Annotated in this window: 11 protein-coding genes and 1 rRNA gene; 3 read left to right on the plus strand and 9 right to left on the minus strand. The window is 36.2% G+C overall.

The features are described 5' to 3' along the window. Window positions 1-134 precede the first annotated feature (134 nt). Complete coding sequence (gene hisC / locus JOC73_RS09375) at window positions 135-1217, plus strand: histidinol-phosphate transaminase (RefSeq protein ID WP_204402440.1); 1083 nt, start codon at window positions 135-137, stop codon at window positions 1215-1217. A gap of 261 nt (window positions 1218-1478) precedes the next feature. Then, a complete protein-coding gene (locus tag JOC73_RS09380) occupies window positions 1479-3092 on the plus strand; it encodes a putative manganese-dependent inorganic diphosphatase (protein WP_204402442.1) in 1614 nt (537 codons plus the stop codon). A gap of 225 nt (window positions 3093-3317) precedes the next feature. Here JOC73_RS09380 and JOC73_RS09385 read toward each other — a convergent pair whose 3' ends face one another. The 5 genes from JOC73_RS09385 to JOC73_RS09405 form a co-directional block, all read right to left on the minus strand. Next, on the minus strand, window positions 3318-3947 hold the full coding sequence (locus tag JOC73_RS09385) for a response regulator transcription factor (RefSeq protein ID WP_204402444.1): 630 nt from the start codon (window positions 3945-3947) through the stop codon (window positions 3318-3320). Then, window positions 3928-5028, minus strand: coding sequence for a sensor histidine kinase (locus tag JOC73_RS09390; RefSeq protein WP_204402446.1), 1101 nt, complete (start codon window positions 5026-5028; stop codon window positions 3928-3930). Before JOC73_RS09390 ends, JOC73_RS09385 begins: the two co-directional genes overlap by 20 nt. A gap of 128 nt (window positions 5029-5156) precedes the next feature. Further along, on the minus strand, window positions 5157-6263 hold the full coding sequence (locus tag JOC73_RS09395) for an ABC transporter permease (protein ID WP_204402449.1): 1107 nt from the start codon (window positions 6261-6263) through the stop codon (window positions 5157-5159). Beyond that, window positions 6260-7399: an ABC transporter permease gene (locus JOC73_RS09400; RefSeq protein ID WP_204402451.1), complete on the minus strand. Its 1140-nt coding sequence runs from the start codon at window positions 7397-7399 to the stop codon at window positions 6260-6262. Before JOC73_RS09400 ends, JOC73_RS09395 begins: the two co-directional genes overlap by 4 nt. A gap of 11 nt (window positions 7400-7410) precedes the next feature. Next, window positions 7411-8343, minus strand: coding sequence for an ABC transporter ATP-binding protein (locus JOC73_RS09405; protein WP_204402454.1), 933 nt, complete (start codon window positions 8341-8343; stop codon window positions 7411-7413). Between the two features lie 473 nt (window positions 8344-8816). On the opposite strand from JOC73_RS09405, the gene JOC73_RS09410 reads away from it, so the two are divergent. Then, window positions 8817-9323: a superoxide dismutase family protein gene (locus JOC73_RS09410; protein WP_243427917.1), complete on the plus strand. Its 507-nt coding sequence runs from the start codon at window positions 8817-8819 to the stop codon at window positions 9321-9323. 161 nt (window positions 9324-9484) lie between these two features. Here JOC73_RS09410 and nrdJ read toward each other — a convergent pair whose 3' ends face one another. The 4 genes from nrdJ to rrf form a co-directional block, all read right to left on the minus strand. Further along, on the minus strand, window positions 9485-11782 hold the full coding sequence (gene nrdJ, locus JOC73_RS09415; RefSeq protein ID WP_330613151.1) for a ribonucleoside-triphosphate reductase, adenosylcobalamin-dependent: 2298 nt from the start codon (window positions 11780-11782) through the stop codon (window positions 9485-9487). 231 nt (window positions 11783-12013) lie between these two features. Next, window positions 12014-13234 (minus strand): putative glycoside hydrolase, encoded by a 1221-nt coding sequence (locus tag JOC73_RS09420; protein WP_243427918.1) that lies wholly within the window; start codon window positions 13232-13234, stop codon window positions 12014-12016. Window positions 13235-13531: 297 nt separating this feature from the next. Beyond that, a complete protein-coding gene (locus JOC73_RS09425) occupies window positions 13532-14041 on the minus strand; it encodes a thioredoxin family protein (RefSeq protein ID WP_204402456.1) in 510 nt (169 codons plus the stop codon). 424 nt (window positions 14042-14465) lie between these two features. Continuing rightward, a 5S ribosomal RNA gene (rrf, locus tag JOC73_RS09430) occupies window positions 14466-14555 on the minus strand; the annotation flags it as partial.

Raw genomic sequence — 14555 nt, forward strand, 5'->3', positions numbered from 1 at the left:
ATTTTTTCACCTTATATTTCTTTGAACAATTTTTTAAAATTTCTTTCTTTTAAATTTTGCCTTTTCAATAATTGTGTTATAATAGGTTTGTATGATTTAAAATTTTTTTGTAAGTTAGAAGGAGGATTATAAATATGGCAATTAAATTTCGTCCAGAAATCAAAGACTTAGTACCTTACAAACCAGGCAAGCCGATCGCTGACGTTAAAAGAGAATACGGTTTAGATGAAGTTACTAAGTTAGCTTCGAACGAAAACCCTCTTGGATATTCTCCAAAGGTTAAGGAAGCAATTTTAAGTGTTGTAGATGAATTGCACCTATACCCAGATGGAAATATCACACTTTTAAGAGAAGCGATTGCAAAGAAATTTAACGCTAAAGCAAGCCAAGTACTTCCAAGTAGTGGATCTGATGAAATGGTAGACATTACTTCTAAGACTTTCCTTAACCCTGGAGATGAAGTAATTCTTGCAGACGTTACTTTCCCAAGATACTTAAGTACTGCAATTATGATGGGAGCTACTCCAGTAGTTGTTCCTCTTAAGAATTTCTTCTATGACCTAGAGACAATGAAGAGTAAAATCACTGACAAGACTAAGTTAATCTGGCTATGTAATCCAAACAACCCAACTGGTACAATGCATACAGAAGAAGCAATCTACGACTTCCTTGATTCAGTACCAAAGGATGTAGTAGTTGTTTATGACGAAGCCTACAGAGAGTTCGTAACAAGAGAAGACTACCTACAGGACAGTACTGTGCTTTTAGACAAGTACCCAAATGTAATCATCATGAGAACATTCTCTAAAGCTTATGGTTTAGCTGCCCTAAGAGTTGGTTATACAATGGCTTCTGAAGAAATCATCAACAACTTAAACAAAGTAAGAGGACCATTCAACGTTAATACAATTGCTCAAGTTGCTGCTATTGCTGCTTTAGAAGATCAAGACTTCATCAAGAAGAGCTACGAAGTTAACTTAGAAGGTAAAGAGTACCTGTACAAGCAATTTGAAGAAATGGGAATCGAATACGCTCCATCTGAAACTAACCATATTTTCTTTAATGGTAAGATCGAATGTCAAGAGCTTTTCACTGAGCTTCAAAAGAGAGGTATGATCATCAGACCTATGTATGGTACATATTCCCGTGTATCCATCGGTACTATGCCTCAAAATGAATTATTCATCAAGTTATATAAAGAGCTTTTAAATAAATAAGTTATTTAAATTCATGTGATTCTAGTTATTAAAAGGTTGCTTCCCTTATGGGTTAAGCGACCTTTTTTATTTAATCATTATTGAAGCCTATATCCTACATAGAAGCCTCCATTTTTTTGTATAATACCTAGTGTTGACTATTGATTAGATATTAACAATCTTAATTTCCCCATATATATTTATATTTTGTTTTCTTTTGATATAATACTTAAATAGACTAAAGAACAGAAACACCAATACATACAACTTAGGAGGATGATTATGGGAATATTTATCTTTGGACATAGAAATCCCGATACGGATTCTGTGGCATCTGCAATTGCCCTATCCTATCTAAAAAAACAACTGGGCTACGATACCCTCCCCTGTGTAATCGGCAACATTAACAAGGAGAGTCAATATATATTAGATTATTTTGAAATACCTTCCCCAACCCTTCTTAAGGATGTAAAGACCCAAGTAAAGGATTTGCACCATGATGTGGTACTGGGGCTTCCCCCCACCACCTCTATTCTTTATGCCTATAAATTGATGGAGACCAATAGTCTGGAAACCCTTGCAATCATAGATGTAGACAACAAACTGCTGGGAATCGTCAGTATGAAGGATATCGCCATGGGGTTAATTAAAGGAAAATTTGATGAACTAAAAACCTCCTATGATAATTTAGTGAGTGATCTTTCAGGTACCATTTTAACAGGACATACCCGAGAAATAGAGGGTCGTCTGACGGTAGTAGCCTATTACTACAAGACGGTGGCAGGTATTTTAAAGGAGACTGATATCGTCATCGTAGGGGATCGTTATGATATTATTGAACATGCCATCAAATCGAAGGTGCAGCTCGTTATCATTACAGGTGGCAAGCAAATACCTGAGAAATACATCCAGCAGGCATCAAAAAATCATGTTACCCTAATGTCGGTGCCCCACGATACCTACTACACATCTAAGGTGATTAATCAATGCAATTATATCTCCACCATTATGAGGACTAAAAGTATCATTAAGTTTAACATAGACGATCATCTTGATGATGTAAAAGAAGCTATGGGGAACTCCCATTTCCGTAACTATCCCATCGTGGATGATTCCAATACTTTTATTGGTTTTATCAATAGAAGGCATATTATGAATTCCGGTAAAAAGCAGGTGATTTTAGTGGATCATAATGAATATGCCCAAAGTGTAGAGGGTCTTAGAGAAGCAGAGATCTTGGAGATTATAGACCATCATAAGCTGGGGGATATCGCCACCTCTATGCCTATTCATTTTAGGAATATTCCTGTTGGAAGTACCTGTACCATTATTTATCAAATGTTTAAAGAACATCAATTTCTGCCTACCCATGAAATAGCAGGGCTTTTGCTATCGGGTATCATCTCTGATACCATGTATTTCAAATCCCCCACCACCACCCATGTAGATCGACAAGCAGTGGAGGAGTTAAATATGATTTTAAACTTAGACTTAGACTTCTTTGCTATGGAGGTTTTCAAGGCTGGTACATCTCTGGAGGGACAAAGTATCGAAGAAATCTTTTATAAAGATTTCAAAGAATTTGCCCTAGATGGCAATCGAGTAGGGATTAGTCAAGTGTTTACTTTGGATATAGAAGATGTGTTTAATAGAAAGGAAGAATTCATCCATTTCATTGATAAAATATTCCATGGTTTAAGCCATGATATGACTTTGCTGATGGTGACTGATATTTTAAAGGAGGGGTCTTACCTGTTGTTTAAATGTAAAAATCAGCACCTTGTCACCACAGCCTTTGACATCCCACCTCAACAGGGGGCCTTTGTAAAGGGAATTGTTTCAAGAAAAAAACAGGTTGTTCCTCAGATTTTGGAGGCAATTAACCTGTTAAAATAAGTGGTTTTACAAATTCTTTAAAAAGTACTTTAGTAAGTACTTTCACAACACAGATAGTCATTAATCTCTTCAAATATATATCAACGATATAGAACAATTCAAATAAAAAATACAATAACACAGCCGCCGTAACATATGTATTAGTATGTAGGGAGCTGTGTTTTTACTATAGTATTGATGTTGTTTTGTTTTTTGTTTTTTGTATTACAAAGATACATCTATCGTCTACTCAATATTTTTAATATAATAGATAGCCAACTGGGTACGATCCCGTAAACCTAGCTTCTCCAACAGTCCCGTCACATAGTTTCTGACAGTTCCTTGGCTCAGGTATAACTGTTCTGCGATCTCCTTGTTGGAGAGACCTTCTCCGATGTGCTTTAATATATCTAATTCCCTTTCCGTCAGTTGTTGCTGAAGTTCTTCTTTGTTAGTCTTGTTTTCCTTCAGCATCGTCTTCAAAGCATCAGCCACTTCTCCTTCAAAGACTGCATTCCCTCTATGGATCATCCTGAGACTTTCAATGATTCCTTCAGAGGATTGGCTTTTTAGTATATATCCCTCTGCTCCATATTTTAGGGCTTCTTTGATATATTCATCATCCTTAAAGGTGGTTAAAATCATAATCTTGATATTTCTAAACTGCTCTTTGATCATCTTTGTTGCCAATACTCCATCCATAATGGGCATCCGTATGTCCATTAGAATCAGTTCCACTTCCTCTTGTCTACAATAATCGTATACCTCCTGTCCATTGGATACAGTTGCCACTACTTTTATGTCCTCCTCCAGTTCCAGAAGTATCTTTAGACTATCTCGTATCAAGGCATCATCATCAGCTATAAGCACCTTCACTGAGTTTCCCCCTTTCTTCCCTTTCCTTTGGGATTACACACACAATCAAAAACCCATCATTACTACTAATAGAAATACTCCCACCAATATTCTTTATCCGATCCCGCATACCGTTTAATCCCAGATTTTCTGAAATTTGCTGACAGCCTATCCCATTATCCTTAATAAAAAGTCTACTAAAGTTATCATTGGTCTGCAGCTTGATAATCACCTCTGTTGCGCTAGAATGCTTTGTGATATTGGTGAGAGCTTCCTTTAGATTTGCTGTTAGAATCTCCAGATGATAGGGAGATACCCTGCTGAAATCTCCAGAAGTATCCAATTCCACTGAACAATAACAAAACTCCTTGACAATTCTATGTATATATTCTATTCCTAAATTTTCCTTTGGTTTAATATTATAAACCGTCTCCCTTAATAGAACCAGCGTATCCGCTAGCCCATCTATAGATTTTTTTAACAGTTCTTTAGATTTATTCATATCCTTTTCCTGTAGCTTCTCCACCACTTGGAGCTGCATCAATAGTCCTGCTATACTATGACCGATATTATCGTGTATATCCCTAGCGATCCTATTCCGCTCTTTAATTTCCGTCAAGTGCACCATTTCCTTTGAAGATGCCAATAGTCTAGCCTTCATCCCTTCTAACTCATAACGGATTCTTCTTTCTTGGTCGAAAGCCCTTTGTAAATCGCTTTCCTTTGATTCTAGCCCCTGACTGATATAGGCAAAGAGACCGCAGATAAAAAACAAAAATATAAACAGGAAATCATGTTGAAAAGGTACTCCCCAGATCCCTACTAATAACACTGCTATTGTTAGCCTGTAATATTTCTTGTAGACCAAATCATAGTTTAACATCACCAGCAAAAGAAAAAAATAGGGATTTTTAAAACCCGCCATTGATATAATGACAAATTCAATCCCCATAGTCAGTCCCGTGTCTATATATTTCCCCCTAAAAATACTGGAGGCACAAATCAATAATATAAAGATTACATCTATCGTACTAACGGAGGCATTCATGATTAATTGAGTTCCTACGAATATGATGAAACTGCCCTTAAATAATACCTTCATAAAAACCTCCCATTAATATATAGTCTTTTATCTGTTTTCCTCTTGATCTGTCGTAATCCCTTAACCTCTTTTACTGGTTCCTCTGATTATTAATTTTGACATTTCTCTCTTTTTTCCTGCTTATCTTTTTATAAGCTTACATCTGCCCTTCTCCAAGTCCCCAAAAGGAAAAAAATTAGTGAAAACAATAACAGAATTGATATATCCATCATAGCCATCCCTAGACTCTGGCCACTTAAGATCTTTTCAGCCCCCTGTAGTACCCATGTTATGGGAACAAATTTCCCGATTGTCTGTAGGATTTCCGGCATAATCTCCCTTGGCCAAAAGCCTCCCCCTAACATGACCATTGGTGAGATTAAAAAAGAAGCCATAGCATTGACTTGACGAGTGTCTTTAGCCAAGCCAGTCAAGGCAGTACCAAAGGACACACTCACCAATGAAAAAATAAATAATAAAATATACAGATTGATAAAGGATGGTCCTAGGTACATCTTAAATACAAACTTCATAATGAGAAATACTAAAATCACCTGAAGCTGAGATAACGCTAGAAATGTCATTTGATTCTCCAACATATATTTTTTCAGACTCAGTGGACTAGCCAACACTCGATAGAATGTCTTATTTTCTCGATCCTCCAACACCATATTAGCTGAGAAGGTTGAGAAAAACATCATACTCATTACTAAAAACCCTAGACTTGCTAAAGTTACTTCTCCTGTTTTGTCTTCTCCAGTCTGTTGTGATACCATCTTCATACTTCCATTTTTGTATAGCATTAAGCCCTGATAAAATAAATCTTCATTTCCTTGAGTTCCCTCTGCTAGATATTTTGCACCCCCAAGGAAGTTTTCTATATAAATGATGGTTGGTAGCGCTATGTTTCCTTCTTTTATTCTATAGCTGGTGAGTTGAGGGTTCTTTAAGTCAATTAAATCCTCAGTAAAGCCTTTTGGAATAACGATTCCATAGTCTACCTTCATATTAATTAGACCTTCTTGAAGTTCCTCCTCCGTCATGGGGACTAATTCAGTTCTTTTATCTAAATTTTTCTGTAACATCTCCGTCAGCAGTGTGGCATCCTCATCCACAATCCCAACCTTTAGGATATATCCTCCGCCAGAATTCATCATGATAATCATGATAATGAAGAATACTGGTACCACGATCATAGTAACAAGATTGCTTTTTTCCTTCAAAATCCTTTTAACATTATTTCTGAATAAAATCATGCCGCCTGCCTCCTCCCTACCGAAATGGCTGTAATCATGGTTAATAATGATAATCCCCATAGGAATAAAACAAAATACATAGTGTTACTGGTTGCCCCCTCATAGATATAGCTAAAGAAAGCCCTTTGCCCGATATAGTTTGGAGAAAGATATCTTGCTTTTCCTATCACCTTGCCCAAATTAGGTAATGGGGCATAACCACCTGCAAGAAAGGTGAAAACAGGTACCACTAAGTTAATGATATTGGTGGCAAACTTTCTTGTGGGGGACAGCATACACAGCATGATTCCAAAACCTGTTGTAAAAAAAGATAGGGTTAGGCATATTCCAAAAATGGCCATTAAATTGTCTCCCCAATTGACCCCATAGACATACTTAGTGAAAAATACTATGATTAATGCCTGGCAGAATAAAGTGAGCACTGTTCCTAAAGTTTTACCAATATACATTTCATATCCACTTATGGGAGTAGACTTTATTCTAGCCCCCACAGTACCGAAAAAATCTTCTGCAATCCCAAATAGTCCATAGTTAGCACCATACATCAAAATCATTACTAACATCGTAATCCCATAATAATCCATAGAACTGGGGATGTTGCCCTCTGTAGAAATGGTATTTTCCTTAAGACTATTTTGGCTATCATAGGCTAATCCTTTAATCCCCACCATTGCTCCAGCCTGTACTACGTTACCTCTGTTAACGTAACTTTCAACTATATTTTCAATAATGGTAATTCTAAATCCCCTTTGAATCCCACTGACCACTTCAATATTTGCATCCTTACCCTGTTGTAGGTTAGTGGTATAACCTTCGGGAATATGCAAGAGGGCTGTTATATCCCCTTCTTCTATTAATTCTATCCCTTCATCATAGGAGTTCACTGTCTGTACCTCCAATAACTCCTGTATTTCTTCTAAATGTAGGAACTCTTCAAAGCTTACAGAAGCCCATTTCCCATCACTGTTTAGGAAGGCAACTGAAGAAGTCCCTATCGTAGCTGGAGTGAATTGAGAATTTAAGGCAGTTCCTAATATCAAGATCATTAAAACTGGTAATGCCATCATCTGCATTAGGGTCCTTCTATCTCTAAGGTTTCTTACAATTGTAAAATACACTATATTTAATATCGTCATAATATCACCGCCTAATCTCGTAATGTTCTGCCTGTTAAAGTAAGGAATACCCCCTCTAGTGTTGGCTTTTCAAAATCCATCCCTTGTATTTCAATATTCATTTGATTAATGATTTCAATAATTCCGCTTAGGTTGTTGGCATTTTTATTTGAGATCACCGTTAAGGTATTTCCTTCTAAAACACATTCCTTAACTCCCTTTACCCTTTTAATGCCCTCTTCTAGACTATAATTAACCGATGTCAATTGAATCTTAATTCTATCTTCTAAGGATATTAGATTCTTCAACTCATCTTTTGTCCCTTGGGCGATCACCTTCCCGTGGTCTATAATGGTTATATTGTTGCAAATCTCCTCTACCTCCTCCATGTAGTGGGAAGTATATATAATAGTGGAACCCATCTCATTTAGTTTTTTAATTGACTCCAATATTTGATTTCTTGATTGAGGATCGATCCCCACCGTTGGCTCATCCATAATAATCAACTTTGGGCGATGAAGAATAGCACACGCGATATTCAGTCTTCTCTTCATTCCCCCAGAAAAACGCTTCGGCAATACCTTTCTTTTTTCCCATAGTCCCGTAAATTTTAATGCCTCTTCAATTCTTTCCTTCAATAATCCTCCCTTTAGACCATAGAGTTTTCCAAAGAACTGTAAGTTCTCATAGGCAGTTAACTCATTATAAATTGCTAGATCCTGAGGAACGATGCCAATGTTCTGTTTAATCATCCTTTCAGAAGTTCTAAAATTCTCTCCAAATATTCTTATCTCACCTTCATTTAATTCAGTCAGCCCCAACATTGTATTAATAAGGGTGGTCTTCCCTGCTCCGTTGGGCCCTAATAGTCCGAATATATCTCCTTCTGGAATAGTTAAACTCACATTGTCTACAGCCAAATTGTTGTTATAACGTTTGATTAAATTTCTAATTTCTACAATCACTTTAATACCCCCTATATCCTTCTAGATTTACATATTAAATCTGATTTCCTTCTTAGATTTTTGCTTCTTGATCTTCAGCCTTCGGATCTGTCTCTTTTGCTATCTTCAATACCTGTTATACTCTTTTTAGTCCTGGTGCTATCCATTTAGCTGTTCTACCTACTTCCTCTTACACTACTATCATATAAAATAATCTCTCTTTTCCATAGTGATTATAATAATCATCCCATATGACATTTGTCATGTCTTAAGCTTTTCCCTATCTATCGGTTAATCTTTTTTATTAACATTTTCTTATGGAATACATAAAATATTTAAGAAAATACTTACAACTTATGTAATCTAAGTCTGTGCAATGCATAGTTTTTTATTACAACTTCATCTTTCTATATCTTATTGTTATGTTGTATACCCCCTATTTTTATTTTATCTGGTTCTAATCAAACATCTATCAATTTAAGGAGGTGTTTTACATGAGAAGCCAACAGTCGATGGATTATTACACCTATTATAATCCCACCGATAGACAAACGGCTGTAGCAAGAATCAAAGGAGGTCCCCTTGCCCCTGAAACAACAGGTGTTGTCTATTTTATCAATGTTCCTGGTGGTACAGAAGTCTGTGTATATATTGAAGGTTTACCTCCATATCAACCTGCTGTAGGTGATCAAGGCCCTATTGGCCCCCACGGCTTCCATATCCACGAAAACGGCACCTGTGAAATCGGCGACCCCACTAACCCCTTTCAAGCAGCAGGCGGACATTGGAATCCTCAAAACCAACCCCATGGTAATCATGCTGGAGATTTTCCTGTTTTATTCTCCAACAACGGCATCGCTAGAATGTCCTTCTTTACGAATCGCTTCAAGGTTTGGGAGGCAGTTGGAAAATCGATCATCATCCATCAAAGCCCCGATGACTACCGCAGTCAGCCAGCGGGAAATGCAGGTAAGCGGCTGGCCTGTGGAATGATTTTGTAAGAGCATTAATAATATAAACTAAAGGCCTTTGTAAGATATCAGTACTTACAAAGACCTTTTTATATTTTATAGATGTATATTCCTATTACACGTTCTAAAAATTCTAAAAAATTATACAAGGTAATTCAACATATAAAATAATTGACCATCATCTAAGATCACTACCTTATTGGACAAATTCCCACTTCGCATCCATCATTATCTAAAATAATCTCCGTTTCTTGTCTCTCATATTTTGATATTAATGACGGTAGGAAGGGTTTCATCTCATTTACCCTCCTAATGTACTCTACTTCTTCTATTCCCTCATAGGGCAATAATTGATAAAAATTGTCATCCAATGATAAAAATGATATAGCAACGATGTCATCCCAATTATTCCAAACCCACTCCTCTACTTCTTCCCATTCATGACCTCTCACATGAACAGTAATGGAGCAGTTGTGATCCACATAGTTTTCCATAAACATCTTGTAGTTCTCCAGTTGTTGTATAGCACTAATATCGTACTTGGTTTTTCCATTAGGAGCTTTTACTGGGAATTCAACAACTTTAGTAGCACAATCCTCCCAACTTTGACCTACCTCTGGATAGACTGGATAGCCCAATTCCTCACATACTTTTACTAGAGGGTCATGGGAGCTAATTCTTATTCTCCTAATATAATAGGGAGCATGGGAGTAGTGAACCCCACTGGATACTGTAGGTAATTGGCTCAAGGTTCCCTCTGGCTTTACGGTTGTTACCAGTAACGGCTTATTTTCCCCCAGCTGCTGTGCATAAATTTCAGACTCTTCATGGGCGGCTTTTCTCAGTTTCCTTAATAGTTCTGCCTCTTTTTCAGTATTCAGCCCCACTGCATTCACCATATCCTGCCATCCTGTTAAAGAGCATCCTATCAACTTATCTCGCTTCTGTACGGCATCCCATTGACTTAATTCCAATTCTACACAGGTCATTCTATACCCAGCCCTTACTGAAAGTCTTTGAGCCTCCATCAACCCTTCTATATTAAGATTCCCATCATCGGTAACAAAGGCATAGACATTAATCGTTGTTAGATTACACAACCCCTTAGAATCCAATAGTATTTCTCCGCAAGGATTAACCCCCTTCATATTGGGTCTTCTTTTTTCTGCCGCCTCAGCATTAATCCAAGCAGGCTCTCCAGAGTATCTCATCCGTTCCATTTGCCAGTGCAGAACTTCTCTTGTGGGTTTTTGAGTATAGTAGATGGAGTTATTGCTCATTTGTCTATGGATTATGTCTTCATCTACAATCCACTGTCCATCAGTTTCTTTGTATAGGTTTGTTTTTGCATCTATACATTCCTTGTCATCTGGATCTATTAAGACCATTTCAGCAGTACGTCTTACTCCACCTACGACTACATTTTCACCTATAATGTTTGCAATATCCAGACAATCAATAGGCTTTAGTTTTACACGTTCTATTCCTTCCACCATTCCCCTATTTTGGATGACTTTATTTATTTTCACGAACATATTCTTAAGACTCTCATGACCACTGGCGGTTCCACCAAACGTTTTTAGTTTTTCACCTTTAGGTCTTACATTGTCATAATTAACTTTTATTATTTTTATGTTTCTGTATTCGTTGCTATAAATAATTTTAAAGAAAAAATCTAAAGATTGTATCCACCCTTCCTTACTATCCCCAACGGTAATTATAGCTATGTTGTTCTGGGAAAACATTAGGCTTGTGTTATCTTCCCTCTTTGAATGGGCAATAGGTGTATAGTCTTCTTGTATAAGTTCATAGTCATTTCTGACTTTAGGAAGTTTAATAATATCCTCCTGTAGAACTCGTGCGCCAACTCCGGAGCCAATCATTAGTAAATAAAACAAATCCTTAAATGCATCAAAGCTATCTAATATTAGAAAAGAGCAATTATAATTTGACATAGGGTAATGCTTGGCAACTGGAGTGTCCCCTACCCAAAAGGTCCTTCCAGATAAAAACTGCTTTAGATTATAAATATTATCGTACAACGCCTCTGCTTCTTCCCTAGTTGTTGGGATTAGATTACAATTATATTCAACCGCTCTTCTCACAGTCTCCCACCAATATTCACGCCTACCTTCCTCTGGCACCCAACGGGAGTAGGTTCGGTAATACACAAACTCCCCCAATTGCTTCATTGGGGAGGGTTTATGCTTATACTTATTGATAAACTCATCAGTTAATAGTATATCCCTCCTATTACTAGATATTATGTAGCCCATCCCAGCTTCTTTATCAACCATATTCTTCAACGTACTTTTACTCCCTTTTATCTCCTGAATTTCTCCTATTGCTAATGTGGTGTCATATTCATACCCTGCTATTTGATCTGAGGCCTTTTCTCCTGTATTTTGCTCTAAAGTAGTATTAACACCCTTTATTTCTATCATTGCTTTTTCTACAAAATTTCCATCCCTTTTAATTGCGTTTATCACGTTAACCCTCCTCAGTTCATCTATATGTAGTATATGTATATAATTATATGCACTACATATTGTATCATTCCTTGTTTTTCAAGTCAAAAGGAAGTTAGACCTATTTTTTTATATAATAATACATCTATATCTTCTTCTCTTAAGAAGCTACTGTAGCTTTATACCCCATTTCAAATGAAATAAAAAAAACCTTTCAGGGATATTATTTCCCTAAAAGATTTTATATTTTAATTAATCATTTAACAATGCTTCCCATGTGTATTTGTTCCCCGCATTCCATAATACCCATTCTTCTAATCCCGCATCATAGGTTGCTTGAATCTGTTCTCTAATTTGTTTAGGCCCATATACTTGGTAATATCCTTTTCCTAGATAAGATGCTGTAAAATCCTGTAGCCATGGTCTAAGTTTGGCCTTTGGTTGATCAGTTTCAGTTGCTTCAATTCTTTCTCTTGCAGTATTCATACTGGTATAGATAATTGTATAGGGGTCAAAATCTGGTTTTGGTACCCCATAAGTACCTAATGCATAATGGGAAGGATATACCATCGGTAGTAAAATATCTGTAGAAGTTGATACCATCTCTAATTGTTGACCAAGACCCATATCATCGGATACGGTTGTGACAAGGCCAAAAATATCAGCCGATACATAAACTCCATAATCCTTTAATTCTTCCCTTGCATAACTCAAGAAGGAGGAAATGGCTTCTGCCTTAGTCTCTTTTTTTCCAGCTTCACCATAATCGATAAGTGCTCGATTTCCATCAGTAGGAAAGCGTACATAGTCAAATTGAATATCCTTAAATCCTTTTTCAGCTGCTTCTTTAGCAATAGAAATCACATATTCCCAAGATTCTCTATTGTATGGATTTAGCCAAGCATCACCCTTACGGTCCCGCCATACTTCTCCTGTTTTAGTCTTAATAGCTAAATCTGGTCTAAACTTAGTCACTTGCTTATCTTTAAAAGTAACAATCCTAGCAATAGGGTATATATTGTTTTCTCTTAAAATTTCCATTTTTTCATGAAAGTTTCTCACCTTTACAATCTTATCTGCTTCAACTTCCTTTACCATTGGTATAGAAGATGCATATGTCATTGTTCCAAAGTCATCTTTAACATCTATTACCCAAGAATTAATCACTGACTTGTTTGTCATGTCAATAGTATTCTCAAAACGACTGGTTAAGCCTAAGCTATGGCCTGTCATAAATATTCCCTTTACAGTTTCTGATACCTTGTAGGGCTCCCAGCTAATATCTGATTGGATAAAATTATCTTCATTATTAAAATTCACTTCTTTTAAGTCGTGTTCAGCCCAAATACTGTTTTGTGTAAGACTTCCGCCTGAACCCGTAGTAATATTGCTGTCACTACATCCTAATGTTATTCCTGTAACCATTAAACCGATAATTGCCATTACAACTACTTTTCTATTAGCTCGATACATATCGTCCCCCCTCAACTGATTGTCTAAAGTAATTATATCATAGAAATGACAATTATCATCATTTATTTACATGGTAATTCTGACCTACCCCTAGTTCTGTATTAGAAAAAAGTCTTCCTTCGTAAGATTTAAATGATGACTTATGTTGAAACTCATTTACGAAAAAGTTCTTTGACTTTTTTGACTCACATTAGAGTTGTTACACTTTTATCTCTGCTGTATACCCGTTTTCATTCTACTTGGTGATTTTGATCATGTGGGTTTCCTATACGTTATAAAAAATAGAAGTAGTTTTCACTACTTCCTTATCATCATGGATACCATTTCTTTAATGGTATCTACTACATATTCACCTTTACGATATTTACGTTTTGCTACTATAATCTCCACCTGATTACCTTTAACAACCACTTCCTTTAGTACCTTTGGTGTCTCAATAAAAACCCCTAGTTTTTCTTCATTTTCATCTAAAACAATAAAAGTTGGTATTTTCACTTTGCCAGCTACTTTATAGTCTGCAAGATATTCTTCATTGCCGTCTCTCGGAAGAATTCTAAGGTCAACTAGAGCATTAACATCCTTAATTATCTGTAGTGCTGGGACGTTAATGATGCAATCCGGGCACCAAATTTCAGCAAAAGCCAATACTTTAATAGGTCTGTCTACTTCCTTTATTCTATTGATCAATTCATCGTCAATTTCAATTCCACGATATATTTCTAAAGTCTTTTCTCTGTTAAGGTCCTTATCTTGGTCAATAAATTCTTCAAAGGTGCAACCTAGCGCTAATAATTCACCATAAGTCATTTATATCCCCCCCTATGTTCTTTACCTTCTTATTATACCATTTCCCATATATAAATTTAATAAGTACTTTTAAATAACAATATATTACCATTGTTTATTATGTGAATCTTATATTTTATTATTCTTTTTAGTAGTTCCATTATATGTTTCAATTCTTTATTCAATGCTACTGATATTATATTGAACTTCTATATTGTTAATAAACTATAATTTTTGTCCGCATATCTCACAAAGTTATTCTAATCATTCTAGAAATATTTTTGTGTATCTTTAGCGTTAGGGAAAATAATTTCGAACTAGATTAATATCACTATCAGATTCTCCTATTTAATTTAAACAGTCCATGCAAACTAATCATGAGGCTTTTTAATATTTTAAGCATAAAAAAATTGCCTATAAATGTATATAGACAATTTTATAAAAAATACCGCGACGTCCTACTCTCCCAGGAGGCTGCCCTCCAAGTACCATCAGCGCAGAAGAGCTTAACTACTGTGTTCGGGATGGGAACAGG

Origin of the sequence: Alkaliphilus hydrothermalis (assembly GCF_016908555.1) — a bacterium.
In the GTDB taxonomy this organism is placed as follows: domain Bacteria; phylum Bacillota; class Clostridia; order Peptostreptococcales; family Natronincolaceae; genus Alkaliphilus; species Alkaliphilus hydrothermalis.

What these genes read in the sequence shown, in the direction of transcription:
- JOC73_RS09395 (WP_204402449.1), bottom strand. Translation starts at nt 6,263, where the DNA reads ATGATTTTATTCAGAAATAATGTTAAAAGGATTTTGAAGGAAAAAAGC.
- hisC (WP_204402440.1), top strand. Translation starts at nt 135, where the DNA reads ATGGCAATTAAATTTCGTCCAGAAATCAAAGACTTAGTACCTTACAAA.
- JOC73_RS09380 (WP_204402442.1), top strand. Translation starts at nt 1,479, where the DNA reads ATGGGAATATTTATCTTTGGACATAGAAATCCCGATACGGATTCTGTG.
- JOC73_RS09420 (WP_243427918.1), bottom strand. Translation starts at nt 13,234, where the DNA reads ATGTATCGAGCTAATAGAAAAGTAGTTGTAATGGCAATTATCGGTTTA.
- JOC73_RS09400 (WP_204402451.1), bottom strand. Translation starts at nt 7,399, where the DNA reads ATGACGATATTAAATATAGTGTATTTTACAATTGTAAGAAACCTTAGA.
- JOC73_RS09410 (WP_243427917.1), top strand. Translation starts at nt 8,817, where the DNA reads ATGAGAAGCCAACAGTCGATGGATTATTACACCTATTATAATCCCACC.
- JOC73_RS09390 (WP_204402446.1), bottom strand. Translation starts at nt 5,028, where the DNA reads ATGAAGGTATTATTTAAGGGCAGTTTCATCATATTCGTAGGAACTCAA.
- JOC73_RS09425 (WP_204402456.1), bottom strand. Translation starts at nt 14,041, where the DNA reads ATGACTTATGGTGAATTATTAGCGCTAGGTTGCACCTTTGAAGAATTT.